This window comes from Pseudonocardia sp. NPDC049154, from assembly GCF_040648315.1.
In the GTDB taxonomy this organism is placed as follows: Bacteria; Actinomycetota; Actinomycetes; order Mycobacteriales; family Pseudonocardiaceae; genus Pseudonocardia.
Window position 1 is genome coordinate 16,619 of sequence record NZ_JBEZDN010000044.1, and the last position, 26,253, is coordinate 42,871.

The following is a 26,253-nucleotide window of genomic DNA, read 5'->3' on the forward strand; positions in this document are numbered from 1 at the left end:
TCCACCCCGAGTCCCCGTTCCCGGGTGGGCGAGAGGGATCCACTCCAGGTCGTGGCCGCCGGTGGTCCCGACCCGCGGCGGCCCGTACCCCTGCGCTCGTCGGCGAGCCCTACCCCGTCTGCCCCTCGCTCTCGATCCCGGTGGCCGGGGCGACGGGGCGGAGGGTGAAGAGGATCTCGGCGCCGGTCACCCGCAGCACCCGGCGCAACGTCCCGCTCGGGCCGGTGAGGGTGACGGTGCCGCCGCGGCGGGCGGCGCGGCGCTGCAGGCCGATCAGGGCGGCAAGGCCGGCGGAGTCGCAGAAGTCGAGGCACGCGACGTCGATCACCAGGTCCGTGGGCAGGTCCGGGCCGGCGTCCTCGGCGACCTCCCGGACGTGCTCCTCGAGGCTGGACGCGGTGCCGAAGGTCAGGTCGCCGGCGAGGACCAGGGCGACCCGCTCGCGCTCGGCCCGCGCCTCGACGCGCAGCGGCTGGGGGCGGGTGGGGTCGCGGTGCACGCCGGAGCTGGTGCTCATGCCGTGGCCTCCCTCACGGTGGCCGCCCCGTCGGTGGGCACGGCCGGACGGTCCTGCAGCTGCGCGGCACCGCGGCGCAGGCACTCCTGGGCGAACGGGAAGTCGTGCAGGCCCGCGTGGAACGCGGCGAGCACGGCGCGCGCCGACCCGGTCCCCACGCCTCGCGCGTCGAGGAGGTCGGCGAGCCAGCCCAGGTAGCCGCTGAAGACCTCGACATCGGACAGGTAGACCGCGGCGGTGAGGAAGTCGACGGCGTGGGTCAGGTCGTCCTCCAGCCCGGCCTCCACGACCCCGCCGAGCGCGATCTCGCCGTCGAGCACCCGGGTGGCGGCGACGACGAGGTCGCCCCGTCGCGCACGTAGGCCCGCGTACTCGGGGCCGGGGCCGCGGTCGCCGACCTGGTCGGGCTCGGGCTCCGGCCAGGGCAGCTCGTCGAGCAGCCGAACGGCCTCGACGGCGTCCGGCGCCCAGGCGTCGACGCCCAGCCTGCGGGCCCAGCGGCCGTCGGCGCCGAAGCCCGGGCCGCCGGCCAGCACGGGTGTGCCGGTGCGCTGCGCCGCGACGATCGTGCGGTGCGCGGCCGGCAGGTGCACGGGCAGCGCGCAGCTCACCGCCACCACGTCCGGCCCCTCCTGGTGCAGGTAGGTCACGAGCTCGGCGGCGGGCACGCTGGCGCCGAGGAAGGTGACGTGCCAGCCCGCGAGCCGCAGCACCTCCGCCACGATTCGGCCGGGCAGGGCGTGCCACTCGCCGTCGAGGCAGGCGAGGACGACGTGCCCGCGCGAGCCCCGCCGGGTCCGGCGGCCCAGGGCGCCGACCACCCGCTCGTTGACGGCGGTGGCGGCGTGCTCCCGCGCGACGCTCCACTCCCCGCGCTGCCAGCGCAGCCCGACCTCCTCCTGCGTGTCCGCGACCAGCCCGAGGAGGACCTCCCGGGCGGGCACACCCGCGTCGACCAACCCGAGCGCCAGCGCGACGGCGGCGTCCTCGTCCGCCCGGCCGAGCGCCGCCATGAACTCCGCGCGGCGGGCGGCGACCCGCGGGTCGAACCCGGCGATCATGCGCGGGCCTCCGCGGCCGGACCCGAGGGATCGGGGAGCACCAGCGGCGCCTGGACGACGAGGACGGCGATGTCGTCGTGCGGGCCGGAGGCGAGCCAGCGGGTGGTGTGCTGCTCCACCCGCTCGGCGATGGCGGGCGCGGGCATGACGTGCGCGCCGGTCAGCAGCCCGGCCAGCCGCGTCTCGCCGAGGGTCTCGCGGCCGTCGACGCCGCCGCGGGCCTCGCTGACCCCGTCCGTGTAGAGCACGCAGGCCTCGCCGGGCGCGAGCCGGACGGTGCGCGAGGCGAACCGGGCGGAGGGCACGGCGCCGACCAGCATTCCGCCGATCCCGATCTCCTCGATCCCGTCGCGGCGCACGACGAGCGGGGGCAGGTGCCCGCCGCCGGCCAGCTCCAGCTCGAGACCGCCGTCGGCCAGCGGCGTGGCGCTGCCGAGCACGACGGTCGCGAAGCCCGGGTCGGCCTCGGGGTCCGCGGCCTCGAGCATGGTCTCGTTGAGCAGCCGCAGCAGGCTGACGGGATCGCGGTCGAGGCGGCGCAGGGCCTGGACGGACTGGCGCAGCTGCCCGGTGCTGACGGCCGCGTGCACGCCCTTGCCGCACACGTCGCCGAGCACGAACATCGCCGACCGGTCCGGCCCGACGAGCACGTCGTAGAAGTCGCCGCCGATGAGCAGCCCCTCCTCGGCCGGCCGGTACGCCGCACCGAAGACCATGCCGGGCACCCGCGGCAGCTCGGGCTGCTGCAGGCTCCGCTTGAGCACGGCGGCGGTCCCGGCCTGGCCCGCGTAGAGCGAGGCGGCCGCGAGCGCCAGCCCGGAGCGCTGGGCGAACTCCTCGGTGAGCGCCTTGTCGACGCCCGGGGCGGCGGCCGAGTCGGCCTCGTGGCGCAGCAGCACCAGCGCGCCGGCGGGGACGCCGTTGCCGGGCAGCGAGATCAGCGCCGCGGCAGAGGGCGCGTCGGCCGCCCAGGGCTGCCCGGCGAGGTCCTCGGCGAGCAGCGGACGCGGCCCGCCGGCGACCCCGGCCAGCGCGTCCCGCAGCTCGGCGGGCATGTGGGCGACGTCCGTGCGGCCGCTGCTGGCGACCCGGTCGCCGGTGCAGGCGTACCACTCCGACACCCCGCCGCGGACCGGCAGCACGACGACCGCGAGGTCCGCCAGCTCCGACGACGCCAGCTCCACGACCGCCCGCGCGGTGCGCCCCGGGTGCAGCGAGAGCCCGAGCCGGCGGCTGGCGGTGGCGAGGAAGCGCGAGCGCGCACGCTCGGCGAGCAGGTTGTCCAGCCGCCTGCGGTGCTCGGTGACGTCCTCGACGTGCCAGGCGACCCAGCCGTCGGGCAGCTCCTGGCGGCGGGCCCGGAGGGCGCGACCGGCCAGCTCGAGCTCGGCCGGGCCGTCGTCCGGACCGGCGGAGAGCCCGACCGCGACGGGCCCGGGCAGCAGCTCGGTCTCGCGCACGCCGGGCAGCAGGCGGCGAGCGGCGGCGTTGGCCCGGCGGACGAGGCCGCGGTCGTCGACCGCGAGGACGCCGAAGTCGGCGCCGTCGAGCAGCCGGTCGGCGAGGGTCCGGGCGGGCGTCCGCGGGGGGACGACGGCCGGCGCCACCGGGTCGGCCGGGTCGAGCGGGTCGTCGACGGATCCCCCGCCGATCCCCGCCGTCATGCGACCCGCATCGGCGTCCTTGCTGCGGATGATCGCGCTCCCCCTCCCGACACGGCCACGCGCAGGAACGGCGCAACCGCACGTGAGGTTAACCGTTGCCGCGGCGCCCGCGGGCACGGACCGACAGCCGCGCCTCCGTATCCTCGCCCGGTGAGACGACGCCGCCCGGCCCCGCTTCCGCAGCGGCACGGGCTCGACCCGGTCCGGCTGCGCACGCCGGACGAGGGCCCGTGGCGGACCATGCGCGAACACCTGGTCGAGCGGCTGCCGCGGGTGGACCCGGGCCGCATCGAGGAGATGCTGCGCGAGGAGCGGATCGTCGGCCTCGACGGGCCGCTCGCCGTCGACGCCCCGTTCGTGCCCGCCTCGTTCGTCTGGTTCCACCGGGACCTGCCCGAGGAGGTGCCGGTCCCTTTCGAGATCGGGATCGTGCACCGCGACGACGACATCCTCGTCGTCGACAAGCCCCACTTCCTGGCCACGATCCCGCGCGGGCGGCACGTCGTGGAGACCGCGCTCGTGCGGCTGCGGCACCGGCTCGACCTGCCACAGCTCTCCCCCGCCCACCGGCTCGACCGGGTCACCGCCGGGCTGGTGCTGTTCGTGGTGCGACCCGAGCTGCGCGGCCGCTACCAGACGATGTTCCGCGACCGCCGCGTCCGGAAGACCTACGAGGCGGTCGCCCCGTACCGGCCCGACCTCGAGCTGCCCCGCACGGTGCGCAGCCGGATAGTCAAGGAGCGCGGCGTGATCCGGGCCTACGAGGTGCCGGGCGAGCCCAACGCCGAGACCCGCGTGGAGCTCCTCGAGCGACGCGGCGACCTCGGCCGCTATCGCCTGCGGCCGCTCACCGGGCGCACCCACCAGCTGCGCCTGCACCTGGCGGGGCTCGGCATCCCGATCGTCGGCGACGACTTCTACCCCGACCTGCACGAGACCCCGCTCGACGACTTCTCCTCGCCACTGCAGCTGCTCGCCCGCACCCTGGAGTTCACCGATCCGGTGAGCGGCGAGGAGCGGCGGTTCGACAGCCGCTCGGCGCTGCGGGCCTGGCCGGAGAACGGTCCGGCGGGCGGGTGAGCGGCCGCCCGGGCCGGTCCCGTCATCGATTCTGAGGACGGCCTACGGCGTTCGGAGCAGCGCCGGTGTGCGTCGGCAGCAGACAGCGCCCGCTCGGCGCGCCGGTCGCGTCGCGTGCCGTGATCGTCTCTCAGCGTGGCAACTCGGGACCCCCGCGACTTCGTAAGGTCGCCCTCAGCGGCTCCCGTCCCCGGCGCACCGCCCCCCGCCGCCGCGGGCGGGACCGCACGACTCGCTCCCCGCGAAGAACTGAAGGAACAACCGAGATGACGCTCCCCCGTCTCCTCCGGCACGCCCGCCTGCGCCCCGTCCTCGCGGCCGCCGCCGCCCTCACCGCCACCGCCGCGCTGTCCGCCTGCGGATCCTCCGGGTTCGTCGACGCCAGCGACGCGCTGCCCGCCGGCGCCTCGTCCGGCAGCACCTCCCGCGGCGCGACCGGCGGTGCGGACGGCACGACCGTCGCCCCGACCGGCGGCCTCGGCACCGGCGTGACCGCCGTCGGCACCGTGGTGACCACGGACGGCTTCACCGTCTACCGCTTCGCCAACGACCGCAACGACCCGTCCGCCGCCACGTGCACCGGCGACTGCGCCAAGAAGTGGCCGCCGGTGCAGGGCGACGGGCAGCCCGCGCTGCAGGGCATCCCGTCCGGCCTCGTCGGCACGATCGGACGTCCGGACGGCACCCAGCAGCTCACGCTGAACGGCTGGCCGCTCTACCGCTACAGCGGCGACACCAAGCCCGGCGAGGCGAAGGGCGAGGGCGTCGGCGGGACCTGGGCCGCGATGGGCGTCAACGGCACCCCCGCCGCCAACGGCCCGGGCGCCAGCCCCGCGGCCGCGCCGGCCGCCGTCCCGGCCGGGTCGCTGGGTGTGACGAGCCCGGCCGGCAAGGCCGTCACGACCGGTGGCGCCCCCGTGACGACCGGGGCCGCACCCTCCCCGGGCCACTGAGCAGGAGGGCCGGGGTGCAGTCCGGATGCGACTGCATCACCGGCCCCTCCTCGAATTCCCGCGAGGAGGCTATCGTCGGTCCTCATGAACGAACGATCGGTGAGGATCGGGAACTTCTCGGGCTACCTCGGTGACCGGTTCACGGCCATCGACGAGGCCATGGCGGGCGACCCCGTCGACGTCCTCATGGGCGACTACCTCGCCGAGGTGACGCTCGCCGCGCTCGCGGTGACCCACGACCCGGCGCGCGGCGGCGGCTGGGTCGACTACTTCCGCAAACAGCTCCGCCCGCACCTGGCCACGATCGCCGAGCGCGGCATCAAGATCGTGACCAACGCCGGCGGGTTCAACCCCGCGGGGCTCGCCGCGGCCCTGCGGGAGGACCTCGCCGAGGCGGGCGTCGACCTCACCGTCGCACACGTCGAGGGCGACAACGTCCTCGACCGGCTGGGCCGGTTCCACACCGACGGGCACGCGATGGAGCACCTCGACACCGGTGCCCCGCTCAAGGACTGGGGCGTGGATCCGATCGCGGCCAACTCCTACCTGGGCGGGTTCGGGATCGCCGAGGCACTGCGGGCCGGCGCCGACATCGTCGTCACGGGACGGGTCACGGACGCCTCCCTCACCGCGGGCCCGGCCGCCTGGTGGCACGGCTGGACGCCCGACGACTGGGGCCCGCTCGCCGGCGCGATCACCGCCGGGCACATCATCGAGTGCGGTGCCCACGCGACCGGCGGCAACTTCTCGGGCTTCACCCAGGTCCCCGGCATGATCAGGTGCGGATTCCCGATCGCCGAGATCGCCGCGGACGGCTCGTCGGTGATCACCAAGCACGCCCGGGACGGCGGCATGGTCACCGTCGACACCGTGACCGCACAGCTGGTCTACGAGATCCAGGGGCCGCGCTACCTCAACCCCGACGCCACGGTCCACCTCGACACCGTCCGGCTCAGCCAGGTGGGCGAGGACCGCGTCGCGATCGCGCCCGTCGCCGGATCGCCGCCGCCGCCCACCGCGAAGGTCGCCGTGTTCGCGCAGATCGGCTGGCAGATCTCGCAGATGCTGTTCTGCACCTCGCCGAACGTCGCCGAGAAGGTGGCGCTGCTGCGCGACCAGCTCCGCGCCCAGCTCGAGGGGCACGTCGACCAGCTCGACGTCACCCCGCTCGGCACGGCCGCGGAGGACCCGCACTCGCAGTGGGAGGCCACGGTCCCGATCCGGGTCATGGCGACGGCCCGCGCGCCCGAGGCGCTGAAGCCGTTCCCCGCCGCCGTCGGCAGCCTCTATCTGCAGGGCTTCCCCGGCTTCCACCACGACGGTGGCGCCCAGCCGGTACGCGAGCCGTGGCCGCGGATCGACTACTGGCCCGCGCTGCTGCCCGCCGAGCTCGTCCCGAACACCGCGGTGCTCGACGACGGCACGCGCCTCGAGGCGCCGGTCTCCTCGCGCTGGGCGACGCCCGAGGAGCTCGAGCAGGGCCGCTCGCCGGAGCCGCCCGCCGCCACCGCGTCCGGGCGCCGGATGCCGCTCGGCACGCTCACCTACGCCCGCGCCGGCGACAAGGGCGGCAACTCCAACGTCGGCATCTGGGCGCCGGACCCCGCGCACTGGGACTGGCTGCGGTCCACGCTGAGCACCTCGGCGATCCGGGAGCTGCTGCCCGAGGCCAAGGAGTGCGACGTCGTCCGGCACGAGTTCCCGTACCTGCGCGCCGTGCACGTGGTCCTCAAGGGCCTGCTGGGCACGGGCGGGTCGTCGAACCTGCGGGTGGACCAGATCGGCAAGTCCGTGGGCGAGTACCTGCGGTCCAAGCACGTCACCGTGCCGGAGGAGCTGCTGTGACCGCACTGCTCGGGCTGGGCGGGCGGATCGGGGCGGCGGTCGCGAACCCGGCCACCGACGACGCCTTCGACGTCCACGGCGCGCTCGACGCCCTGCTCGGCGGGATCGGCCTGGCCGCATCGGACACCGGCGGGCGGGTCACCTTCCTCGGCGCCGACCCCGTCGTCCCCAGCGCGTTGCGGCTCGGCGGGGCGGCGGCGCTGGCACTGGCGGCGAAGTCGGTCGCCGTCGCGGCGCTGCACCGCGACCGCGGCGGGGCGGGCCAGGACGTCACGGCCGACCTGCGCAGCGCCCCGCACCGGCTCTGCCCGTTCTACGACCGGCGCTGGGAGCTGCTGAACGGCTATCCGGCGGCGTCGGCGGCGAACCCGTCGCCGGCGTTCGGGTTCCGCTTCTACCGGGCCGGCGACGACCGCTGGGTCATGCCGCTCAACGGCTATCCCGCACTCAAGGTCGCCACGCAGCGGCTGCTCGACTGCGCCGACACCCCGGAGGCGGTCGCGCGGGCGGTGGCCCGGTGGGGCGCCGCCGACCTGGAGCGCGCGGGTGCCGAGGCCGGCGTCGTCATGCCGCTGGTCCGCACCACCGCCGAGTTCCTCGCCACCGAGCAGCACGCGGTCCTCGAGGACACCCCGCTGATCGAGATCACGCGCATCGGCGACGCCGACCCCGAGCCGTTGCCGGGTGGCGCCGAGCAGCCGCTCGACGGTGTCCGGGCGCTCGGGATGGGGCACGTGATCGCGGGCGCCGGAACGGGCCGGACGCTCGCGCTGCACGGCGCGGACGTGCTGAACCTGTGGCGGCCCACCGAGTTCGAGCACGACACCACGTACGTGACCGCGAACGTCGGGGTCCGGTCCGCGACCGTGCATCCCGCCCGCGGTGACGGCCCGCGGGTCGTGCGGGAGCTGCTCGCGGGCGCGGACGTCTTCTACGCCAACCGCCGGCCGGGGTACCTGCCGTCGATCGGGCTGTCGGCCGAGGACGCCGCGGCGGCGCGCCCGGGCATCGTGTACGCCACGAACACGCTCCACGGCGAGCGCGGGCCGTGGCGCGACCGCGTCGGCTTCGACCAGACGGCCGGGGCGCTCACCGGCATGTTCGACCTGGAGGCGGGCGGGATCTCGCCCGAGGTGGAGCCGCGGCTGTCGCCGATCCTCGTGGTCAACGACTACATCGTCTCCTGGCTGACGGCCGCGGGGATCGTCGCGGCGCTGCGCCGGCGGGCCGTGGAGGGCGGCAGCTGGAAGGTCCACGTCTCGCTGACCCGGGTGGCGCTGTGGATCCTCGAGCTCGGCGTGTTCGACCTCGGCTACGCCCGGTCGGTCGCCGGGACCGGGGAGGAACACGCCTACCTCGATCCCGAGACCTTCACCGCGGACACCCCGCTCGGGCTGTACCAGGGCGTGACCGACCAGGTCCGGATGTCCGGCACGCCCGGGCGCTACCGCACGGTCCTCGTGGCGCGCGGCAGCTCCCGGCCCGCCTGGCTCACGTAGCCGTTCCCGCAGGTCAGCCGCGGTCGTGAGTGGCAACTGCCCCTCTAGGGGCAGTTGCCGCTCACAGGTGGACGGGGAGGCTGCCCAGGCCGTGGATCAGCGTGGACTGCCGCCAGCCGAGCGTCTCGGGGTCGCCGGCGAGGGCGAGGCCCGGGAAGCGCTCGAGCAGGGTGCGGAAGGCGATCTCGCCCTCCAGCCGGGCCAGCGGGGCACCCAGGCAGTGGTGGACCCCGTAGCCGAAGGCGACGTGCCCGCCCGCGTCGCGGGTGACGTCGAGCGTCGCGGCCTCGCCGTACCGCTCGGTGTCCCGGTTGGCCGAGACCAGCGAGATCAGCACGACCTCGCCCTCGGGGACCGTCGTGCCGCCGATCTCCACGGGCTCGGTGGTGTAGCGGAAGGTCGCGAGGTTGATCGGGCCGTCGAAGCGCAGGAACTCCTCGATTGCGTTGGGCACCAGGTCCGGGTCGGCGCGCAGGAGGGCGAGCTGGTCCGGGTGGCGCAGCAGGGCGAGCGTGCCGTTGCCGATCAGGTTGACCGTGGTCTCGTGCCCGGCGACGAGCAGGAGGAACGCCATCGACGTCGCCTCGCGCGCCGAGAGCGTGTCCCCGTCCTCCGACGCCTTCACGATCGCCGACAGCATGTCCTCGCCGGGGTTCGCGGCCTTGTCCGCGACGAGCCGGGCCAGGAACTCCGCCATCGCCGCGGCCGCGGCGCCGCGCTCCTCCGGCGGCGCGGCCGACAGCAGCGTGGTGGTCCAGCCGCGGAAGTCGTCCCGCTCGCCCTCCGGCACGCCGAGCAGCTCGCAGATGACGGTCATCGGCAGCGGGTAGGCGAACTCGTCGAGCAGGTCGACCGTGCCCTCCCGGGCGGCCTTCGCGGCCATCCGGTCCGCGAGCCCGCGGGCGATCTCCTCGATCCGCGGTCGCATCCGGGCGATCGCCCGCACCGTGAACGCCCGGTTCACCAGCTTGCGCAGCCGCGTGTGGTCCGGCGGGTCGGTGTTGAGCATGTGCCCGGCGAGGGAGTCGGCGAACTGCATCCGCCGCTCCGGCGCCACCGAGCGGCGCTCCAGGATCTCCGCGAACCGCGTGCCGTCCTTCGACAGCCGCGGGTCGTTGAGCGCCGGCCGCGCGTCGGCGTAGCGGGTCACCACCCAGGCCTGCAGGCCCATCGGGGTGTTCACCCGCACGACCGGCGCCTCCCGGCGCAGGGTGCGGTACAGCGCGTCCGGGTCGTCGAAGAACTTCCCGTCCAGCTCGACGACCCGGGTCTCCGCGTTCGTCATCGCGTCCTCCCCCCGGCCGGGCTCGCCCCGGCCCGGGGCCCACGCTAGGCCGACCCGCCCTGAGACGTCCTCAGAACGGACAGCCCGCAAACGCCCGCCGGGCGGTCAGCGCTCGTCGCTCCACAGGCCCTCGCCGGTCCAGGGGTCGCGCTCCTCCTCGTAGCGGCGCTCCAGCGTCGGCCCGGGCACGGGGCCCTGCACCGGCGCGTCGTCGTCCGCCCCGGGCCCGCTCGACTGGTACGACGGCTCGTCCTCGGGATCGGCCGCGCGGTGCCGGCCCGCCTCCAGGCCGCGCTGGTAGGTCGAGAGCCGGTTGCGCACACGGTCCGGCTGGCGCTCGGCGGAGGCCTCCCCGCCGGCGGTCGGGGTCCCGGCCGCGCCCCGGCGGCTGCGCAGTGGCGGCGTGACCATCTGCCGGCCCGGCCGGCGCCGCGGGAGTCCGCTCCCGGTGGTCGGCAGCTCGGTCTCGGCCCGCGCCGCGCGCTCGGCGGCCGCGCGCCACTCGTCGTCCCCCGAGCCGGCCCAGTCCCCGCCGGACGGGGTCCCGCCGCTCGAGGTGCTCGTCGAGCCGAGCCAGCTGTCCGCCAGCCCGCGCCCGTTGCCGTGGTGGCCGTTCGTGTGCCCGTTGAGCCCGTTCACCCCGTTGCCGTGGGACCAGCCGTTGGTGGCCGGGGCCGGGGCCGGGGCCGGGTCGTCGTTCGTGCGGAACCACGCCGAGGCCACGGCGGCGAAGATCGGGGTGCCGACCAGGTCCTCCTCCGGCCGGGAGAGCCCGGCGTCGAAGGAGCCGAACAGCTCGTCGACCGAGGCGGGCGCGGGGGCGGACCCGGCGCGCACCGGCTCCCACGTGATCTCCGACGACTCCTCGCGGGGCGCCGGCGCGGGCGGCGGCGGGGCGGCCTCGCGCGGGACCTGGACGCCCGCGGCCGGCTCGACCAGCGCCCGCGGGAAGCGGACCAGCGCGACCGTGCCGAAGCCCGGGTTGGCCGGGCCGCCGAGGGGGGCCTGCAGCTCCAGGCGGGCGCCGCAGCGGCGGGCCAGCCGCGCGGCCAGGTGCAGGCCGAGCCGCTCCGGCGGGATGGGCGCGCTGGCGCCGCCGGCGATCTCGTTCTCCAGCGCCGCGGCCTCCTGCCACGGCAGGTCGACGCCCTCGGCCTGCAGCTCGATCGTGACGCCGCCGTCGCCCGCCCAGCGGCCGACCAGCTCGATGCGGCTGCTCCGCGGCACCGTGCGCTCGGCGTGCGCGACCAGCTCGGCGAGCACCTGCCCGGCGCCCACGGCGCTGCCGGCGGCGATCGAGGCCGACGGGGCGGGCGGGACCGACACGCGTTGCGGCTCCTCGGCGCCCGCCGCGGTGTCCGCGAGGATCCGGCCGATGCCGGTGGGCACGGGGCCGCGCCGCTCGGGACGGCCGCCGACGAGGCTGAGGACGCTCTCGCCGTCGCGCAGCAGGCGCCGGGCGCCGGCAGCGAGCTCGGCGCCCTCGGGCGAGTCCGGGCCGAGCCGCTCGGCGACGGCGAGCTGCCGCTCGGCGTGGCCGCAGATCCGCCGCGCGAGGCCCGCGAGCAGCAGGTCGGGCCGGTCGTCGGCGCCGACGGCGCCGCCGGTGCCCGGGCCGGCCGCACCCCCGCCCGGCTCGTCGAGCCAGGAGGCGGACGAGACGTCTCGATCCACGCTGTCCTCCGCTGGTCCGTACCCCGATCCGGCCGGGACGCCGCACGGACCCGGCCGCCCGGCCGCGACCGCCCGCCGTAGCAGGCGGGCGCCCTCGGGCCCCGCGTCCGCCGGGGGAGCTGCGACCCGACATCTGTAGGTCCACGGGACATTACCCGGAGGTCCGGCGCCCGGCCGCCCGTCGGGCGGGCGTGCGATGACCGGTCGACGGGAGGTGGACCGACGGCGATCGGCAAGCCGACACGCCGGACCGGAGGGAGTGATTCCTCCCCCGCGGCCGGTCGTCGCACGGACGCGGTCCGGCGGGAGGAGAGGGCGAGAGGAGAGGGCGGGAGGAGAGGGCTGAGAACGGAACAGGCGCCCCGTCCGCGACGCTGCGGCGGTGCGCCCGGTCACAGAGGCTAGGTCAGCACCTGCCCGGTCGTCCAGGGTCCGGAAGGGACTGATTTCCCGGGATCACTCGAAACGGGACGGATCACCGGCGCCCTTGCGGACGATCTCGGGCTCCGGGCCGGAGAGATCGACGACGGTGGTCGGCTCGGTGCCACACTCCCCCGAGTCCAGGACGGCGTCGACGGCGTGGTCGAGCCGCTCCTTGATCTCCCAGCCCTGGGTCGGCGGGACGTCCGGCTCCGGCGAGTCCGGCAGCAGCAGCGTCGAGGAGAGCAGCGGCTCGCCGAGCTCGGCGAGCAGGGCCTGGGCGACGAGGTGGTCCGGGATGCGCACGCCGACGGTCTTCTTCTTCGGGTGCAGCAGCCGCCGCGGCACCTCCTTGGTGGCCGGGAGGATGAACGTGTACGGCCCCGGCGTCGCCGCCTTGATCGCCCGGAACACCGCGTTGCCGACCTGCACGAACTGGCCCAGCTGCGCGAAGTCGCTGCAGACGAGGGTGAAGTGGTGGCGGTCGTCGAGCCGGCGGATCGTGCGGATCCGGTCGAGGCCCTCCTTGTTGCCGAGCTGGCAGCCGAGGGCGAAGACCGAGTCGGTGGGATAGACGATCAGCCCGCCCCGACGGACGATGTCCACCGCCTGGCCGATCGCGCGGCGCTGCGGGTTGTCCGGGTGCACGTCGAAGTACCGGGCCACCGCGGCAGCCTATCGCCGGAATGCGGAACGGGGCAGGGATCACCTAGCGTCGACGAGGCCCGACCGCCGACGACCCCCGGAGGACGCCGTGACCCCCGCCGAGCTGCTCACCGACGCCTTCGGCCGGATCTCGGAGGGCGTGCCCGCCGTCGTCGACGGCCTGACCGAGGAGCAGCTCGCGCTGCGCCTGAACGGGGAGGGCAACTCGATCGGGTGGCTGGTGTGGCACCTGACCCGGGTTCAGGACGACCACCTCGCCGACGCGTTCGGCACCGAGCAGGTCTGGCTCGCCGACGGCTGGCAGCAGCGCTTCGGCCTCGACCTCGAGCCGGCCGACACCGGTTACGGGCACGGCCCCGACCAGGTCGCCGCGGTGCGCGCGCCCGCGGACCTGCTGGCCGGTTACCACGCCGCCGTCGCGCAGCGGACCGTCGAGCTGCTCGCGAATCTCACGCCGGAGCAGCTCGACGAGGTGATCGACGACAACTGGGACCCGCCGGTCACCCGCGGGGTCCGGCTCGTCTCCGTGGTCGACGACGACGCGAAGCACCTCGGGCAGGCCGAGTACGTCCGGGGGCTGCTGCCGGGCTGATCGCGGTCTGGCCGCCCGGCCCCGCCTGGTGTGAGGTGGGGACATGGATCTCCAGTTGACCGGCAGGCGGGCGATCGTGACCGGCGGGAGCCGCGGCATCGGGCTCGCGGTGGCGGCGGCCCTGGCCGCCGAGGGCTGCGACGTCGCGATCGTCTCGCGCGGCAAGGAGGCGCTCGACGAGGCCGCCGCCCGGCTCGCCGCGCACGGCACCCGGATCGTGCCCCTCGTCGCCGACACCACGGACGACGCGTCCGTCCGCGCGATGGTCGACGAGGTGGTGACCACCCTCGGCGGCGTCGACATCCTGGTCAACGCGGCCGCGAAGCCCGCATCGGCGGGGGCGCAGGCCGGCGCGTCCACCACCGGCGACGACCTCATGCGCGAGCAGTTCGAGACCAAGGTGCTGGGCTACCTGCGGTGCGCCCGCGCCGTCGCCCCGCTGATGACCGCGCAGGGCTGGGGCCGGATCGTCAACATCAGCGGGCTCAACGCGCGCGGCTCGTCGTCGCTGGTCGGCTCGGTGCGCAACGTCGCCGTCTCCGCGATGACCGCGGCGCTGGCCGACGAGCTGGGCCCGCAGGGCGTGAACGTCACCGTCGTGCACCCCGGGCTCACCGTCACCGAGCGCACCCCGGCCGTGGTCGCCGCGAAGGCCGAGGCCGACGGCACGTCGGCGGAGGAGGCAGAGCGCGCCCTCGGCCGGACGACCACGGTCGGCCGGATGATCACCGCCGAGGAGGTGGCGGACGTCGTCACCTTCCTCGCCTCGCCGCGCAGCGTGGCGATCAACGGCGACGCCGTGGCTGCGGGCGGCGGGCAGCCGGGGGTGACCTTCTACTGAGATCGCGGGTCGGGATACTCGGGCCGTGGCGGACGACCGGCGGCCCCTGTACCACCTCGTCGGGACCGCGGGGTTCCCGAACTACGGCGACGAGCTGATCGCCGCCGGCTGGCTGCGGCACCTGGCGCGCACCGCGCCGGAGGCGGACGTCTGGCTCGACTGCCCCTCCCCCGGCACCGCCGCCGTCCTGCTCGACGGCCTGCACCCGCGGGCACGCTTCACCGACACGATCTGGCGGCTGTGCCACGCGGCTCCGGAGGGCGGCCCGTGGGAGACGGCGGCGTGGGTGCGCAGCGCGGTCGCCGACCCGGGCCTCGCGCCCCGGTGGGTCGCGGGGGTCGAGCTCCTGGGCCGGGCCGACGTGGTGCACGTGGTCGGCGGCGGGTACGTCAACGGGATCTGGCCGCGCCACGCCGGGGTGCTCGCCGCCGCGGTCGCCGCCGTCGAGCAGTCGGGCGGGCGCGCCGTCGCGACCGGCCAGGGCCTCACCCCGGAGGCGGACGGCGCCGGCCCGCTGCTCCGCTCGCTGCTGGAGCGGTTCGCGCTGGTCGAGGTGCGCGACGAGGCCTCGGCCCGGCTGCTCGACCGGCCGGACACCCTCGGGCTCGACGACGCCTTCCTCCCCGCCGCCGCGGTCCCCGCGGTCGACGGCGCGCCGCGGGTCGTGCTCTGCCTGCAGTCCGACCTCAGCGACCGGCCCGCCGAGGCGCTGGCCACGTTCGTGCTCGGGGCGCTGCGGCGCTGGGAGGTCGCCCCGGACGAGGTCGCCGTCGTCGAGGGGATCCCGGGGCAGGACCGCGTGGTCTACGCGCTGCTGGAGCACGAGCTGCCCGGGGCGCGGTTCGTGCCGTTCGACGCCGTGTGGCGGGACGGGCTGCCGGTCGCGGCGGACCAGACGTGGATCTCCACGCGCTTCCACCCGCACCTGGTCGCGGCGGCGGTGGGCGCGAGCGGGATCGCCGTGAGCCTGAACGGCGACTACTACCCGACCAAGCACCGTTCGCTGACCGCGCTCGGCAGCGGCTGGGAGCTGGTCACCGACCTCGGCGCGGCGCCGGACCGGCCGGGCCCCGGCGGCTTCCCGCCCGCGGTGCTGGCCGACCTGCGCAGGCGGAAGGCCGCGCTGGCCGACCGCGTCTACGGGCGCCGGGTCGGCACCCGGATCCGCCGCTCGGCCTGACGGGTGGCACACGTGCCGATCATCACCCGGATGGAGGGACACGTTCGCCGTAGCCGCCGCGATGGATGGGCATGGACGCGATCAGCAACGACCACGGGGCTGCGGCGGTCCCGGTTCCCGCACAGCGTCCGGCCCCCGAGGGCTCCACGGACCCCGTCGCCGCCGACGACCGCCTGATCGAGGAGATCAGGACCGGGCGCCGGACGGCCGACGACCCCGATCCCCTCGTCCGCGTCCTCGTGCGCTGGCGCCAGGTCATGCGGCTGCCACGCACCGGGCGGGGCGGCGGGTGGCGCCGCTGCGGGCGGGTGTGAGCGGCGGGTGAGCGTCAGGCCTGCTGCAGCTGGGTGAGGCGACGGGTGGTGGGCCAGCGTACGTCGTGCGCCCAGCCGAACCGCTCGAACAGCCAGATCACCCGGGCCGAGATGTCGATCTGCCCCTTGAGGACGCCGTGCCGCGCGCAGGTCGGGTCGGCGTGGTGCAGGTTGTGCCAGCTCTCGCCCATCGACAGGATCGCCAGCGGCCAGAAGTTGCGGGAGCGGTCGCGCGAGCGGAAGGGCCGCGCCCCGACCATGTGGCAGATCGAGTTGATCGACCAGGTCACGTGGTGGCACACCCCCATGCGCACCAGTCCACCCCAGAAGAACCCGGTCAGCGCGCCGGCCCAGGACCAGGTCAGCAGGCCGCCGAGCACCGCGGGCAGGACCAGACTCACCGTGACCCACAGCCCGAACAGCCCGCTCACCCGCCGCAGCACCTTGTCGGCGAGCAGGTCCGGGATGAAGCGCTCCCAGTTCGTCTTGCGGCGGTCGAAGATCCATCCGATGTGCGCCCAGAAGAACCCGCGGGCGACGGCCCACGGCGTGGTGCCGTAGCGCCACGGCGAGTGCGGGTCGCCCTCCTTGTCGGAGTAGGCGTGGTGGCGGCGGTGGTCGGCGACCCACGCCATCATCGAGCCCTGGATCGCCATCGAGCCGGTGATCGCCAGGACGACCCGCAGCCACGGGCGCGCCTTGAACGAGCGGTGCGTGAAGTGCCGGTGGTAGCCGACGGTCACGCCCAGGATGCCGACGGTGTAGAAGACGGCCGCGATCACGACGTCCCACCAGCCCAGGCCCCAGCCCCACAGCACGGGGACGGTCGCCAGCAGGGCGAGCACGGGAAGCACCACGAACGCCCAGACCAGCCCCTGCTGCCAGGTGCTGCGGTACTCGCCGATCATCGGCTTGGGGCCCTTCGGGGCGCCATCGGAGACGGGCCCGGGAGCAGGGTCGGGGGCGGGGAGTTCGGGGGCCTCGACGCTCAAGCGGGTCACCTCGTGGTGTCGGGGGCGGAGCCGGACGGACTTCAGGCAAGCCTAAGGGCGGGGGTCCTGTACCCGCAGAGTGCAGGGGTAGTTCTCACGCGGTCGCCGTCCGCGTGTCACCGGTCCGGAACCGGCGGGCCACCGTGCCGGACGTGCCAGGATCACCGGGCCCGGCGCCCCGGAGACGAGAAGGAGCCCCATGACCCGCTACGAGCGCGTGCCCGCCCCCGACGGCGACGAGTTCGACGCCTACCTGGCCCTCCCGGAAGGCGGCCGCGGCCCCGGCGTCCTCGTGTTCCAGGAGATCTTCGGGATCAACGACAACATCCGCGGGATCTGCGACCGGCTCGCCGGCGAGGGGTACGTCGCCCTGGCGCCCGACATGTTCTGGCGGCTGGAGCGCCGCTTCGAGCGCAAGGACGAGTCCGCCCTGGCCGAGTGCATGGGCATGGTCCAGCGGCTGGACTTCGCCGCCGCGGCGGGCGACATCACCGCCGCGTTCGCCCACCTGCGCGCGATGCCGGAGAGCACCGGCAAGGTCGGCGCCATCGGCTTCTGTCTCGGCGGCACGCTGACCTGGCTCTGCGCCACCACCGCCCGGGTCGACGGCGCCGGCATCGACGCCGCCGTCCCCTACTACGGCTCCGGCATCCACGACCTGCTCGACCGCGCCGACGCCCTCGAGTGCCCCGCGCTCTTCCACTACGGCGACCGCGACCCGTTCATCCCGCAGGAGCAGATCGAGGAGGTCGAGTCGGCGGTGGGCGGGAAGCCGCAGGTCGAGGTGCGGCACTACGACGCCGGCCACGCCTTCTCCAACTGGGACGCCCCCTCGATGTACGACGAGAAGGCCGCGGCGGAGGCGTGGGGCCACACCACGGCGTTCCTCGCCCGGCACCTGCGGTAGCGCGCTACTCCCCCTGCGCCCGGAGCAGGGCGCGGGTGCGGGAGCGCTCCTCGGGATCGGGCGAGAAGGGCAGGGCGACGTACTCGTCCACCCCCGCCTCCCGCAGCTGCCCGAGCCGCTCCGCGACCTCCTGCTCCCCGCCGAAGATCGCCGCGTCCCCGGGGCCCGCGTACCCCTCGCGGTCGAGCATCGCGCGGTAGGAGGGCAGCCGGCCGTAGACCGCGAACTGGCGGGCGGCCTCGGCGCGGGCGGCGTCGGCGTCGTCGGTCACCGTGATCGGCAGCGAGGCGACCACCCGCACGGTCCGGCCGGCCTCCGCGGCGGCCGCGCGGATCGTCGGGACCACGTGCTCGGCGAGGGTCCGCGGGCCGGTCATCCACGTGACGGTGCCGGCGGTGCGGCGCCCGGCGAGCCGCAGCATCTGCGGGCCGAGCGCGGCGAGGTAGACGTCCGGTGCGGGCGCGCCGGGGACCTTCAACGACCCCCGCGTGGTGACGAGCTCGCCCTCGGCCGCCGCCTTCTCCCCCGCCAGCAGCGGAAGCAGCCCGTCGAGGTACTCGGAGAGCCGCCGGACCGGCCGGTCGAACGGCAGCCCCCACACCCCTTCGACGACGGGCCGGTGGCTGAGCCCGAGCCCGAGCGTCAGCCGGCCCTCGCCGATCAGGTTGACGGTGAGCGCACGCTGGGCGAGCGCCATCGGGTGCTGCGGCTGGATCGGCAGCACCCCGGTGCCCACCTCGATCCCCGGCACCTCGCGCAGGGCCACGGCGAGCACGGTGAGCAGGTCCGCCTCGTAGGGCAGCTGTGCCGTCCAGTACCGGCGGAAGCCCTCGTCGCGCAGCCGCGCGAGCTCCTCGACGTAGGTGTCGACGACGGAGCGGCCGCCGCCGTCGCCCAGGTACCCGAACATGCTGATCCGCATCGCCATGCGGCCAGCATCGCAGCCCCCGGGCACCCGGGTCGGGTTGCTCCGGACGGCCGGGGCCGGACGACCGTGGTCCGCCCGCGGGTCGGGCCCGTACTCTCGCCCGCCCACAGGACGGACCAGGACGAACCAGGCCGGATCGGGGTGCAGGGGACATGACCGACAACGTGGCGCTCGTCCAGGCTTCCTACGACGGCTTCGCCAAGGGCGACGTCGAGCCGCTGCTCGAGATCCTCCACCCCGAGGTCGAGTGGAACGAGGCCGAGCACTCGACGTACTGGCCGGGCGGGTCCTTCGTCGGCCCGCAGGCCGTGATCGAGAACGTGATCGCCCGGCTCGCGGAGGACTTCGACGACTTCGCGATCGAGGTCGGACGCATGGTCGGCAGCGGCGGCACGGTGCTGGTCGAGGCCCGCTACCGCGCGATCGCGGCGAAGGCGACCGGCAGGCCGCTCGACGCCCAGGTCGCGCACGTCTGGGACCTCGAGGAGGGCAAGGTGGTGCGCTGGCAGCAGTACACCGACACGTGGCTGTTCGCGGAACTGACCGGGGTGACGCCGACGGCCTGACCGCTCGGCCTCTCAGCCCCGCACCGTCGCCAGGAACGCCGTGACGTCCCGGTGCACCACGAAGTGCCGGTCCAGCCCGAGCAGCACCGCGACCCGGCTCACGCCCGGGTGCGTGTGCAACCCGGCCAGGTGGACCCGGCCGCCGGAGCGGGTGTAGACGCCGAGCAGCGCGCTCACGCCGACCGAGCCGAGGTAGGTGACCTCCGACAGGTCCACGACCATCGCGCGGGCGCCGACCGCGGCCGCGTGCAGGGCGTCGTGCAGCCGCGCCGCGGAGTCCGCGTCGAGCTCGCCGACGAGCCGGAGCGCGACCACCCCGTGGTCCAGGGTCCGGCTCTCCGCCGTGAAGGAGCTGGGCGATCGTTCCAGTGCCCGCGTCACGCCGATGGCCTCCTCGTGCCGTCACACCGCCGGGCCTCACCTTCCCGCCAGGTCAGCGAGGGGTCAACCGACGGGTGGGTGACGCGATCACCACGTTCGATCGACGTCGGGGCGGCTACACGTGACACCCGTGCCCGGTCCCCGCACCGCCTCTACGCTGGGTGCCGACGGCGGGAGGAGGCCGGCGTGCCGAAGGTGCTCGGGGGGTCGCTCGCCGCCCACCGCGACGAGGTGCGGGCCCGCGTGTTCGCGGCACTGCGCGAGCTGCTCTACGAGCGGGGGTTCGACGCCGTCACGCTCGCCGGCGTCGCCGCCGCGGCCGGGGTGGGCCGGACGTCGATCTACAACCACTTCCCGGACCGGCAGGCGCTGCTCGTCGCCTTCGTGGAGCACGAGGCGGGCCGGTACGTCGCCGACCTCGAGTCGGCGCTGGCCGCCGCGGCCACGCCCACCGACCGGCTCGCCGTCTTCGCGCGACTGCAGCTGCACCGGCTGGCGGAGTTCCACCTCCCGCCGGGCCAGGGCCTCGCCGGGACGCTGGATCCCGAGGCGTACCGGCGGATCGCGGCCCACGCGGACCCGATCGGCGACCGGCTCGCGCGGATCGTGCGGGAGGGGATCGAGTCGGGCGAGATGGCCGCCGAGGACCCGGCCGTCCTGGTGGCGATGATCGGCGCCGCGCTGTCCGCCCGGCAGATCGTCGACGTGCCGCAGGAAGAGCTGGCGGGGTCGGTCGAGGCGGCCGTGCGGATCGTGCTGGGCATGGTCCGGCCTCGAACTTAGGCTAGCCTCAGTCCGCCGGGTGCTCTAGCATCTTTTCTGACACGGCGTCAGGAAGATGCGGGAGGAACACCGATGGGCGAGCTCTCCACCGGTCTGCGCCAGGCCACGGCCGAGGTCCACGAGCGAGCCCACCACTCGACCTACATGGCCGCCCTGCTCGACGGGCGCCTCCCGCTGTCGGCGTACACGCTGCTCGCCGAGCAGTACCTCGCGGTGTACGGCACCCTCGAGGCCGCGGGCGACGCGCTGGCCGCCGACCCCGCCGCCGGGCCCTTCGTGATCGACGAGCTGCGCCGGCTGCCCGCGCTGCGGCAGGACGTCGAGGCCCTCGGCGGGTCCGTCCACGCACCCCGGGTGCTGCCCGCGACCGCGACCTACGTGGCCCGGCTGCGCGAGGCGGCCACCGACGCGCCGGTCTTCGTGGCCCACCACTACACGCGCTACCTGGGCGATCTCGCGGGCGGACAGGTCGTCGGGAAGATCCTGGAGCGCACCTACGGCGTGACCGGGCCCGGCGCCCTGTTCTACGACTTCTCCGCGCTGGGCAGCCCGTCGAAGTTCCGCGTCCGCTACCGCGCGCTGCTCGACGGCGCCCCGTGGGACGAGATCGAGCAGCGCCGGGTGGCCGACGAGGCGGTCCGGGCGTTCGAGCTGAACATCGCGATGCTCGACGGGATGGCCGAGGCGACGGGCCTGCCCGCCGCGGCCTGACCCCGCGGCCCGACCCGCCGCGGCCGGCTCAGAAGACGATCACGCCCCGCAGGTTGCGGCCGGCGTGCATGTCGTCGAACCCGGTGGCGACCTCGTCGAGGGTGTACCGGGTGGTGATCAGCTCGTCGAGCTTGAGCGCGCCCTGCCGGTACAGCTCCAGCTGCGCCGGGATGTCCGCGGTCGGGGCGCTGGCGCCGAACAGCGAGCCCTGCAGCCGCTTCTGGTAGAGCGTCAGCTCCATCAGCGGGATGTCGCCCTCGTGGGTGCGCACGTCGCCGAGCCCGACGACCACGCACGTCCCGCCCTTGCGCACCGCCCGCAGCGCCTGCCCGACGTGCGCGCCCCGGGTCACCCCGACGCAGACGATCGACGCGTCCGCCCCCTGGCCGTTGGTCAGCGAACGGCCGATCTCGGCGGCCTCGCGGATGTCCTCGACGGCGTGCGTCGCGCCGAGCCCGAGCGCCGACTCCCGCTTGAACGCGACCGGGTCGACGGCGATCACCGCCGACGCGCCGGCGTGCGCCGCGCCCTGCACCGCGTTGATCCCGATCCCGCCGATCCCCATCACGATCACGACCTGGCCGGGCCGTACCTCGGCCGAGTTGACGGCCGCGCCCCACCCGGTGCCCACGCCGCAGCCGGTCAGGCAGGCGATCTCCAGCGGGATCGACGGGTCGACCTTCACCGCCGACGCCGTGGAGACGGTCGTGTGCTCGCAGAAGGTGGACAGCCCGCACATCTGCCCGACCGGCTTCCCGTCGAGGGCGAGCCGGAACGACGTCGGGTCCTCCCAGCGCGCGTTCGTCGCCAGCGAGGCCCCGAGGTCGCAGAGGTTCTGCATCCCGTGCGCGCACCAGCGGCAGCGGCCGCAGGCGGGCAGGAACGAGAACACGACGTGGTCGCCCTCGGCGAACCCGGTGGTCCCGGGGCCGACGGCCTCGACGATCCCGGCGCCCTCGTGCCCGCCGGCGAACGGCAGGATGCCGACCTTCTGGTCCCCCGTGGCGTGGTGGTCGTCCGAGTGGCAGAGCCCGCTCGCCACCATCGTCACCCGGATCTCGCCGGGCCTCGGGTCGTCGACCTCCAGCTCGACGACCTCGAACCTGCCCGGGACCTCGCGCAGCACCGCGCCTCGCGTCAGCACGCGATCACGCTACGCCAGGAACGGCCTCAACCCATGCGTGCGGCGGCCTGCGTCACGCCCGGGCCGTCGAGGGCGTCGAGGCCCGCGGGGCGGCCGGTGGCGAGCAGCAGCAGGTCGCCCGCGGGCCCGCGGACCTCCTCCCCCTCGCCCGCGGACCAGTCGAGGTCGGTGGCCCGCAGCCGCAGGCCGGCGAACCGCTTCCGGGCGCCGTAGAACGAGCTGCCCCAGGCGTGGTCCAGGGCAGCGGCCACGGCAGGCGAAGGCATCTCGCGCGTGCGGCCGAGCGGACGCGCGATGTCCTGGCCGTGGACGAGCATGTCCACCAGCGGGTCCGGCGGCTGCGTGCCGAGCGGGCGGCGCGCCGAGCCGGCGGTCTCCCGCAGCTGCGCGACCAGCTCCGCGGGGGTGTACTGCGCAGCCCGCGCTCGTGCCGAGTCGCCGATCATCCTGTTGAGGTCGCCGCGCGCCCTGAGCACACCGGTCACCGCGGCCAGCGACGAGAGCCGGGTGGTCAACGTCAGGTGGGCGACGACGTCCTGCACCGTCCAACCGCGAGCCAGCGACGGCCGCGCCCACTCCTCCGGCCCGAGGTCGTCGAGCAGGTCGGCCAGGTCCAGCCGCTCCTGCTCCACGGTCGCGACGATCTCCGCGCGTTCCACCGGTCCCCTCCCGCCCCGCGGACCGGACGCCGCGGATGCGGCACTGTAACGCCCCGGGAGGGCGCCGTCGCGCGCGTCGGTCCACACTGGAACCCGTGCGACTCGTGCTGCTGGCCCACGCCGCCACCGCGGCCACCCGGCGGTCCGGGTTCGCCGACGACGAGGGGCTCGAGGCCGCCGAGCTCCCCGTCCCGGCCCTCCCCCGCTACGAGGAGGTCCGCTGCGCGCCCTCGCTGCGCTGCCGGCAGACGGCCGACGCGCTGGGCCTGCCCGCCGCCGTCGACGCCGGCCTGACCGGCCTGGACCACGGCAGCTGGGCCGGCCGGGCGCTCGACGACGTCGCGGCCGCCGACCCGGACGGCCTCACCCGCTGGCTCACCGAGCCCGAGGCCGTGCCGCACGGCGGGGAGTCGATGGCCGCCTTCGTCGGGCGGATCGGCGGCTGGCTGCGGGCGGTGCCGAACCGGCCGGGCGGGCTGCTCGCCGTCGTCGACCCTGCGGTCGTGCGGGCCGCGTTGACCCACGCGCTCGGCGCGCCGGCGACGGCGGTCTGGCGCGTCGACGTCGATCCCCTGTCGGTGGCCGTGCTGGCCGGGGAGCCGGGCCGGTGGAACCTGCGCGAGCTGCGGACGGGCCCGGGGCGGGGCGCCGACGGCACCCCGCCCTGAGATCACCGCCTCGTCGGCCCAGGATGCTCAGCCCCGGCCGCCGGCCTCGACCGCGAGCGGCTGGTACTCCCGCCAGGAGGCGAGCCGGCTCTCGTAGTCCGCCTCGGCGATGGCCAGCGGGGCCTCGCCGAAGAAGGCCCGCAGCGGCGGGTCGTCCGAGTCGACCAGCGTCAGCACCGCGGCGCTCGACGCCGCCGGGTCGCCCGAGCCGGCCGTGCGCCGCCGGCGCTGCTCGGCGGCCTTCTCGCGGAACTCGTCGTACGCCGGGTTCGGGGTGGCGTGCTTCGCCGAGGCGCCGCCCCAGTCCGTGTCGAACCCACCCGGCTCGATCAGTGTCACGTGCACGCCGAAGTCCGCGACCTCCTGGGCGAGGGCCTGGCTGAAGCCCTCGAGGGCCCACTTGGACGCGTTGTAGATCCCGATGTTCGGGAACGCCGAGATCCCGCCGATCGAGCTGACCTGCAGGATGTGCCCCGAGCCCTGCGCGCGCAGGAAGGGCAGCGCCGCCTGGGTGACCCAGAGCGCGCCGAACACGTTCGTCTCGATCTGCGCGCGGGCCTCCTGCTCGGAGAGCTCCTCGACCATCCCGAACTGGCCGTACCCGGCGTTGTTCACCACGACGTCGAGCCGGCCGAAGTGTTCGTGCGCCTTCGCCACGGCGGCGAAGTCGGCCTCGCGGTCGGTGACGTCGAGCGTCAGCGGCAGGATCCTGTCGCCGTACTTCGCGACCAGGTCGTCCAGCGTGGACGCGTCGCGCGCGGTGGCCGCGACCGAGTCGCCGCGCTCCAGCGCCGCGATCGTCCACTCGCGCCCGAAGCCGCGGGACGAACCGGTGACGAACCAGACCTTCATGTCTCCACCTTCTCGAGGATCGGCGAGTCTGCCGTTCCGCACAAGGAGCGGAGGAGCCTCCGTATTTCGGCGGGTGGGCGCGCTCACACCCGCCGGCGGCGGACGGTCCGGTCGAGGATGCCCAGCGTCGCCTTGAGCGAGGCCTCGGAGACGATCGGGAAGATGTCCTTCTCCCGCCACTCGGGGGCGATGTCGGACCAGTCGTAGTACTGGACCATCCGGGTGCCGCCGTCGACCGGCTCGAGCCGGTAGCCGTAGACGTGCCCGATCGGCGGCCGGGCCACGCCGACGATCGTCCAGGCGATCTCGCGGTCCTGCTCGTAGCGGGTGATGGTGACCGTGACGTCGTACTTCCCCAGCTCCGGGATGTCGCCGAGGGCCTCGCGATCCATGTGGACCACGAAGGTGTCGCCCACCGCCGAGACGGGCTCGCCGGTCGCGTCCATCAGCATCCCCGAGGCGTCGACGTCGACGTGGCCCTGCGGGTCCCGCAGCACGGCGAACACCTCGGCCGGATCGGCGTCGACCGTGCGGGAGACCTCGATGCGCTCGCTCATGCCCGCACTCTGCACGGCGATCATCCGTACCGCTCGGCGAGCAGCCGCCCGATCCGCGCGAGCCCGGCCCGGACCTCGACGTTGTCCGCGCCGTCGGGCTCCACCTCCACGGACCCCGCCCAGCCGGCCAGCTGCTCGGCCAGCGCGCCCGGGGTGTGGGCGGTGACCGTGAGCCGCACGCGACCGTCGCCGGCGTCGGCGACGTCCGGGCCGAGGTGGCGGCCGAACCGGTCGCGCAGCACGGGGACCAGCCGCGCGTCGACCAGGACCGTGGCGGTCGCCGAGGAGCGGCGGCGCTCCAGCAGCTCGACGGTCTCGCGCCACGCCTCGGCGAGGGAGAGCTCGTCGGGCCGGTCCGCGGCGAGGTCGGTGAGCTCGGCGCCGGCGATCCGGTCGACGCGGAAGGTGCGGCGCCCGTCGGCCGTGCCGGCGAGCAGGTACCAGGTCGCCGACTTGTCGACCAGGCCCCACGGGTCGACGAGCCGCTCCCGCCCGCCGTAGCCGAACCGCACCTTGCGGCGCCGCACCACCGCCTCCTGCAGCAGGTCCACCCGGGCGTCGCGGGGCGCCTCCCGCTCGCCCCACCGCGCCGGGTCGACGAGCACGGCGCCGGCCGCCGCCTCGGCCTCGGCCCGGAAGGTCTCGGGCAGGGCCCGGGTGAGCTTCCGCAGCGCCGAGCGCAGCTCGGGCGCGGCACGCGCCTCCGGCCCGGCGAGCAGGAAGAGGGCACGGGCCTCGCCCGCCGTCAGCCCGGTCAGGTCCGTCCGTGCCCCGCCGACCAGCGACCACCCGCCCCCGCGGCCGGGCTGCGGGTAGACCGGCACGCCCGCGGCCGAGAGCGCCTCCAGGTCCCGGCGGGCGGTCGCGACCGAGATCTCCAGCTCGTCGGCCACCTGTCCGGCGGTCACGCGGCCGCGGGCCTGCATCAACAGCAGGATCGCGACGAGTCGGTCGGCACGCACGACCGGAAGTATCTCGAAGAAAGTACTCATTCGGTGAGCACTTCTCCGGCGCATGCTCGTCCACACACCGGATCGAGGAGGACGACATGCTCCAGGGAATGGCCACCCACAACTTCTTCGCCGCCGACCTCGACGCCGCGCGCGCCTGGTACTCGGACCTCTTCGGCGCCGAGCCCTACTTCGTGGTGGAGGGCGGGTACATCGAGTGGCGCCTCGGCCCGCGCGAGGACGAGTTCGGGATCGTGAACGCCGCCTACGCCCCGCACCCGACGGGCACCCCCGCCGGATCGATCACCTTCTGGGCGGTCGACGACGTCGCCGCCGCCCTCGACGACCTGCTCGCCCGCGGCGCCACGAAGCACGACGACGTCCGCGAGCGGGGCCCCGGCTTCGTCACCGCGTCCGTGGTCGACCCCTTCGGCAACGTGCTCGGGATCATGGAGAACGGCCACTTCGCCGAGGGCGTCCGCGGCGCGGGCGGATGAGGGCACCCGCTTGCCGTGTCGGACCCGGGATGGTCGGGTAGGGCCCAGGTGATCGGGGACGCGGCGG

General features: G+C 75.4%; 28 protein-coding genes. 14 read left to right on the forward strand and 14 right to left on the reverse strand.

The window, feature by feature from the left end:
• Window positions 1–109: 109 nt before the first annotated feature.
• From AB0B41_RS21125 to AB0B41_RS21135, 3 genes are read right to left on the reverse strand one after another with little or no spacing between them, the layout of a single operon-like run.
• Window positions 110–517 carry an STAS domain-containing protein gene (locus tag AB0B41_RS21125; RefSeq protein WP_358205767.1) on the reverse strand — a complete coding sequence of 136 codons (408 nt, stop codon included), beginning with the start codon at window positions 515–517 and terminating at the stop codon, window positions 110–112.
• Window positions 514–1,578: a cobalamin B12-binding domain-containing protein gene (locus AB0B41_RS21130; protein WP_358205769.1), complete on the reverse strand. Its 1,065-nt coding sequence runs from the start codon at window positions 1,576–1,578 to the stop codon at window positions 514–516. Before AB0B41_RS21130 ends, AB0B41_RS21125 begins: the two co-directional genes overlap by 4 nt.
• Window positions 1,575–3,242: a PP2C family protein-serine/threonine phosphatase gene (locus AB0B41_RS21135; RefSeq protein ID WP_358205771.1), complete on the reverse strand. Its 1,668-nt coding sequence runs from the start codon at window positions 3,240–3,242 to the stop codon at window positions 1,575–1,577. Before AB0B41_RS21135 ends, AB0B41_RS21130 begins: the two co-directional genes overlap by 4 nt.
• 150 nt (window positions 3,243–3,392) lie before the next feature.
• On the opposite strand from AB0B41_RS21135, the gene AB0B41_RS21140 reads away from it, so the two are divergent.
• The 4 genes from AB0B41_RS21140 to AB0B41_RS21155 all read left to right on the forward strand — a co-directional run bounded on the left by AB0B41_RS21140 (window position 3,393) and on the right by AB0B41_RS21155 (window position 8,619).
• A complete protein-coding gene (locus AB0B41_RS21140) occupies window positions 3,393–4,322 on the forward strand; it encodes an RluA family pseudouridine synthase (protein WP_358205774.1) in 930 nt (309 codons plus the stop codon).
• A 266-nt stretch (window positions 4,323–4,588) separates the two neighbouring features.
• Entirely contained in the window at window positions 4,589–5,275 is a 687-nt protein-coding gene (locus tag AB0B41_RS21145; protein ID WP_358205776.1) for a hypothetical protein, read from the forward strand.
• 84 nt (window positions 5,276–5,359) lie between these two features.
• Window positions 5,360–7,120, forward strand: a complete 1,761-nt coding sequence (locus tag AB0B41_RS21150; protein WP_358205778.1) for an acyclic terpene utilization AtuA family protein — start codon at window positions 5,360–5,362, stop codon at window positions 7,118–7,120.
• Window positions 7,117–8,619 (forward strand): CoA transferase, encoded by a 1,503-nt coding sequence (locus AB0B41_RS21155; RefSeq protein WP_358205781.1) that lies wholly within the window; start codon window positions 7,117–7,119, stop codon window positions 8,617–8,619. Before AB0B41_RS21150 ends, AB0B41_RS21155 begins: the two co-directional genes overlap by 4 nt.
• Before the next feature lie 61 nt (window positions 8,620–8,680).
• Here the strand turns inward: AB0B41_RS21155 and AB0B41_RS21160 are convergent, their stop codons facing one another.
• The 3 genes from AB0B41_RS21160 to AB0B41_RS21170 all read right to left on the reverse strand — a co-directional run bounded on the left by AB0B41_RS21160 (window position 8,681) and on the right by AB0B41_RS21170 (window position 12,664).
• A complete protein-coding gene (locus tag AB0B41_RS21160) occupies window positions 8,681–9,904 on the reverse strand; it encodes a cytochrome P450 (protein ID WP_358205782.1) in 1,224 nt (407 codons plus the stop codon).
• Between the two features lie 105 nt (window positions 9,905–10,009).
• On the reverse strand, window positions 10,010–11,578 hold the full coding sequence (locus AB0B41_RS21165; RefSeq protein WP_358205783.1) for an ATP-binding protein: 1,569 nt from the start codon (window positions 11,576–11,578) through the stop codon (window positions 10,010–10,012).
• A 456-nt stretch (window positions 11,579–12,034) separates the two neighbouring features.
• Window positions 12,035–12,664, reverse strand: coding sequence for an L-threonylcarbamoyladenylate synthase (locus AB0B41_RS21170; RefSeq protein WP_358205785.1), 630 nt, complete (start codon window positions 12,662–12,664; stop codon window positions 12,035–12,037).
• Between the two features lie 88 nt (window positions 12,665–12,752).
• Between AB0B41_RS21170 and AB0B41_RS21175 the strand changes: the two genes are divergently transcribed.
• From AB0B41_RS21175 to AB0B41_RS21190, 4 genes are all read left to right on the forward strand, one after another.
• Window positions 12,753–13,256: a DUF664 domain-containing protein gene (locus tag AB0B41_RS21175; protein WP_358205787.1), complete on the forward strand. Its 504-nt coding sequence runs from the start codon at window positions 12,753–12,755 to the stop codon at window positions 13,254–13,256.
• Window positions 13,257–13,299: 43 nt separating this feature from the next.
• Entirely contained in the window at window positions 13,300–14,097 is a 798-nt protein-coding gene (locus AB0B41_RS21180) for an SDR family oxidoreductase (RefSeq protein WP_358205789.1), read from the forward strand.
• Between the two features lie 25 nt (window positions 14,098–14,122).
• Window positions 14,123–15,277 carry a polysaccharide pyruvyl transferase family protein gene (locus AB0B41_RS21185; RefSeq protein ID WP_358205792.1) on the forward strand — a complete coding sequence of 385 codons (1,155 nt, stop codon included), beginning with the start codon at window positions 14,123–14,125 and terminating at the stop codon, window positions 15,275–15,277.
• A 71-nt stretch (window positions 15,278–15,348) separates the two neighbouring features.
• Complete coding sequence (locus AB0B41_RS21190; protein WP_358205794.1) at window positions 15,349–15,591, forward strand: hypothetical protein; 243 nt, start codon at window positions 15,349–15,351, stop codon at window positions 15,589–15,591.
• 14 nt (window positions 15,592–15,605) lie between these two features.
• Here AB0B41_RS21190 and AB0B41_RS21195 read toward each other — a convergent pair whose 3' ends face one another.
• Window positions 15,606–16,499 (reverse strand): fatty acid desaturase, encoded by an 894-nt coding sequence (locus AB0B41_RS21195; RefSeq protein ID WP_358205846.1) that lies wholly within the window; start codon window positions 16,497–16,499, stop codon window positions 15,606–15,608.
• Between the two features lie 283 nt (window positions 16,500–16,782).
• Between AB0B41_RS21195 and AB0B41_RS21200 the strand changes: the two genes are divergently transcribed.
• On the forward strand, window positions 16,783–17,490 hold the full coding sequence (locus tag AB0B41_RS21200) for a dienelactone hydrolase family protein (RefSeq protein WP_358205796.1): 708 nt from the start codon (window positions 16,783–16,785) through the stop codon (window positions 17,488–17,490).
• 4 nt (window positions 17,491–17,494) lie between these two features.
• Here AB0B41_RS21200 and AB0B41_RS21205 read toward each other — a convergent pair whose 3' ends face one another.
• The gene (locus AB0B41_RS21205; protein WP_358205798.1) at window positions 17,495–18,418 is read right to left on the reverse strand and encodes a TIGR03564 family F420-dependent LLM class oxidoreductase; all 924 of its coding nucleotides are present in this window, start codon (window positions 18,416–18,418) and stop codon (window positions 17,495–17,497) included.
• A gap of 152 nt (window positions 18,419–18,570) precedes the next feature.
• Between AB0B41_RS21205 and AB0B41_RS21210 the strand changes: the two genes are divergently transcribed.
• Window positions 18,571–18,984 (forward strand): nuclear transport factor 2 family protein, encoded by a 414-nt coding sequence (locus AB0B41_RS21210; RefSeq protein ID WP_358205801.1) that lies wholly within the window; start codon window positions 18,571–18,573, stop codon window positions 18,982–18,984.
• 12 nt (window positions 18,985–18,996) lie between these two features.
• On the opposite strand, the gene AB0B41_RS21215 is transcribed toward AB0B41_RS21210, so the two are convergent.
• Window positions 18,997–19,365: an STAS domain-containing protein gene (locus AB0B41_RS21215; protein ID WP_358205802.1), complete on the reverse strand. Its 369-nt coding sequence runs from the start codon at window positions 19,363–19,365 to the stop codon at window positions 18,997–18,999.
• 186 nt (window positions 19,366–19,551) lie between these two features.
• On the opposite strand from AB0B41_RS21215, the gene AB0B41_RS21220 reads away from it, so the two are divergent.
• Together AB0B41_RS21220 and AB0B41_RS21225 are read left to right on the forward strand one after the other, a co-directional pair.
• Complete coding sequence (locus AB0B41_RS21220; protein WP_358205804.1) at window positions 19,552–20,148, forward strand: TetR/AcrR family transcriptional regulator; 597 nt, start codon at window positions 19,552–19,554, stop codon at window positions 20,146–20,148.
• A gap of 72 nt (window positions 20,149–20,220) precedes the next feature.
• Window positions 20,221–20,859, forward strand: a complete 639-nt coding sequence (locus tag AB0B41_RS21225) for a biliverdin-producing heme oxygenase (RefSeq protein WP_358205806.1) — start codon at window positions 20,221–20,223, stop codon at window positions 20,857–20,859.
• A 28-nt stretch (window positions 20,860–20,887) separates the two neighbouring features.
• On the opposite strand, the gene AB0B41_RS21230 is transcribed toward AB0B41_RS21225, so the two are convergent.
• Complete coding sequence (locus AB0B41_RS21230) at window positions 20,888–22,003, reverse strand: NDMA-dependent alcohol dehydrogenase (protein WP_358205808.1); 1,116 nt, start codon at window positions 22,001–22,003, stop codon at window positions 20,888–20,890.
• A 26-nt stretch (window positions 22,004–22,029) separates the two neighbouring features.
• Window positions 22,030–22,662, reverse strand: a complete 633-nt coding sequence (locus AB0B41_RS21235) for a maleylpyruvate isomerase family mycothiol-dependent enzyme (protein ID WP_358205809.1) — start codon at window positions 22,660–22,662, stop codon at window positions 22,030–22,032.
• Between the two features lie 95 nt (window positions 22,663–22,757).
• Here AB0B41_RS21235 and AB0B41_RS21240 point away from each other — a divergent pair, with 95 nt between their 5' ends.
• Window positions 22,758–23,330 (forward strand): histidine phosphatase family protein, encoded by a 573-nt coding sequence (locus AB0B41_RS21240; protein WP_358205811.1) that lies wholly within the window; start codon window positions 22,758–22,760, stop codon window positions 23,328–23,330.
• 27 nt (window positions 23,331–23,357) lie between these two features.
• Here AB0B41_RS21240 and AB0B41_RS21245 read toward each other — a convergent pair whose 3' ends face one another.
• The 3 genes from AB0B41_RS21245 to AB0B41_RS21255 all read right to left on the reverse strand — a co-directional run bounded on the left by AB0B41_RS21245 (window position 23,358) and on the right by AB0B41_RS21255 (window position 25,701).
• Complete coding sequence (locus AB0B41_RS21245; RefSeq protein WP_358205813.1) at window positions 23,358–24,182, reverse strand: SDR family oxidoreductase; 825 nt, start codon at window positions 24,180–24,182, stop codon at window positions 23,358–23,360.
• 83 nt (window positions 24,183–24,265) lie between these two features.
• Window positions 24,266–24,739, reverse strand: a complete 474-nt coding sequence (locus AB0B41_RS21250) for an SRPBCC family protein (protein ID WP_358205815.1) — start codon at window positions 24,737–24,739, stop codon at window positions 24,266–24,268.
• Window positions 24,740–24,759: 20 nt separating this feature from the next.
• Window positions 24,760–25,701 (reverse strand): WYL domain-containing protein, encoded by a 942-nt coding sequence (locus tag AB0B41_RS21255; RefSeq protein ID WP_358205818.1) that lies wholly within the window; start codon window positions 25,699–25,701, stop codon window positions 24,760–24,762.
• A gap of 86 nt (window positions 25,702–25,787) precedes the next feature.
• Here AB0B41_RS21255 and AB0B41_RS21260 point away from each other — a divergent pair, with 86 nt between their 5' ends.
• On the forward strand, window positions 25,788–26,186 hold the full coding sequence (locus tag AB0B41_RS21260; RefSeq protein WP_358205820.1) for a VOC family protein: 399 nt from the start codon (window positions 25,788–25,790) through the stop codon (window positions 26,184–26,186).
• Window positions 26,187–26,253 lie beyond the last annotated feature (67 nt).

Excerpts from the sequence above, each read along its gene's own strand:
- AB0B41_RS21125 (WP_358205767.1), bottom strand. The coding sequence starts at position 517 with ATGAGCACCAGCTCCGGCGTGCACCGCGACCCCACCCGCCCCCAGCCG.
- AB0B41_RS21130 (WP_358205769.1), bottom strand. The coding sequence starts at position 1,578 with ATGATCGCCGGGTTCGACCCGCGGGTCGCCGCCCGCCGCGCGGAGTTC.
- AB0B41_RS21135 (WP_358205771.1), bottom strand. The coding sequence starts at position 3,242 with ATGACGGCGGGGATCGGCGGGGGATCCGTCGACGACCCGCTCGACCCG.
- AB0B41_RS21145 (WP_358205776.1), top strand. The coding sequence starts at position 4,589 with ATGACGCTCCCCCGTCTCCTCCGGCACGCCCGCCTGCGCCCCGTCCTC.
- AB0B41_RS21150 (WP_358205778.1), top strand. The coding sequence starts at position 5,360 with ATGAACGAACGATCGGTGAGGATCGGGAACTTCTCGGGCTACCTCGGT.
- AB0B41_RS21160 (WP_358205782.1), bottom strand. The coding sequence starts at position 9,904 with ATGACGAACGCGGAGACCCGGGTCGTCGAGCTGGACGGGAAGTTCTTC.
- AB0B41_RS21180 (WP_358205789.1), top strand. The coding sequence starts at position 13,300 with ATGGATCTCCAGTTGACCGGCAGGCGGGCGATCGTGACCGGCGGGAGC.
- AB0B41_RS21190 (WP_358205794.1), top strand. The coding sequence starts at position 15,349 with ATGGACGCGATCAGCAACGACCACGGGGCTGCGGCGGTCCCGGTTCCC.
- AB0B41_RS21195 (WP_358205846.1), bottom strand. The coding sequence starts at position 16,499 with ATGATCGGCGAGTACCGCAGCACCTGGCAGCAGGGGCTGGTCTGGGCG.
- AB0B41_RS21200 (WP_358205796.1), top strand. The coding sequence starts at position 16,783 with ATGACCCGCTACGAGCGCGTGCCCGCCCCCGACGGCGACGAGTTCGAC.
- AB0B41_RS21205 (WP_358205798.1), bottom strand. The coding sequence starts at position 18,418 with ATGGCGATGCGGATCAGCATGTTCGGGTACCTGGGCGACGGCGGCGGC.
- AB0B41_RS21210 (WP_358205801.1), top strand. The coding sequence starts at position 18,571 with ATGACCGACAACGTGGCGCTCGTCCAGGCTTCCTACGACGGCTTCGCC.
- AB0B41_RS21225 (WP_358205806.1), top strand. The coding sequence starts at position 20,221 with ATGGGCGAGCTCTCCACCGGTCTGCGCCAGGCCACGGCCGAGGTCCAC.
- AB0B41_RS21245 (WP_358205813.1), bottom strand. The coding sequence starts at position 24,182 with ATGAAGGTCTGGTTCGTCACCGGTTCGTCCCGCGGCTTCGGGCGCGAG.
- AB0B41_RS21250 (WP_358205815.1), bottom strand. The coding sequence starts at position 24,739 with ATGAGCGAGCGCATCGAGGTCTCCCGCACGGTCGACGCCGATCCGGCC.
- AB0B41_RS21260 (WP_358205820.1), top strand. The coding sequence starts at position 25,788 with ATGCTCCAGGGAATGGCCACCCACAACTTCTTCGCCGCCGACCTCGAC.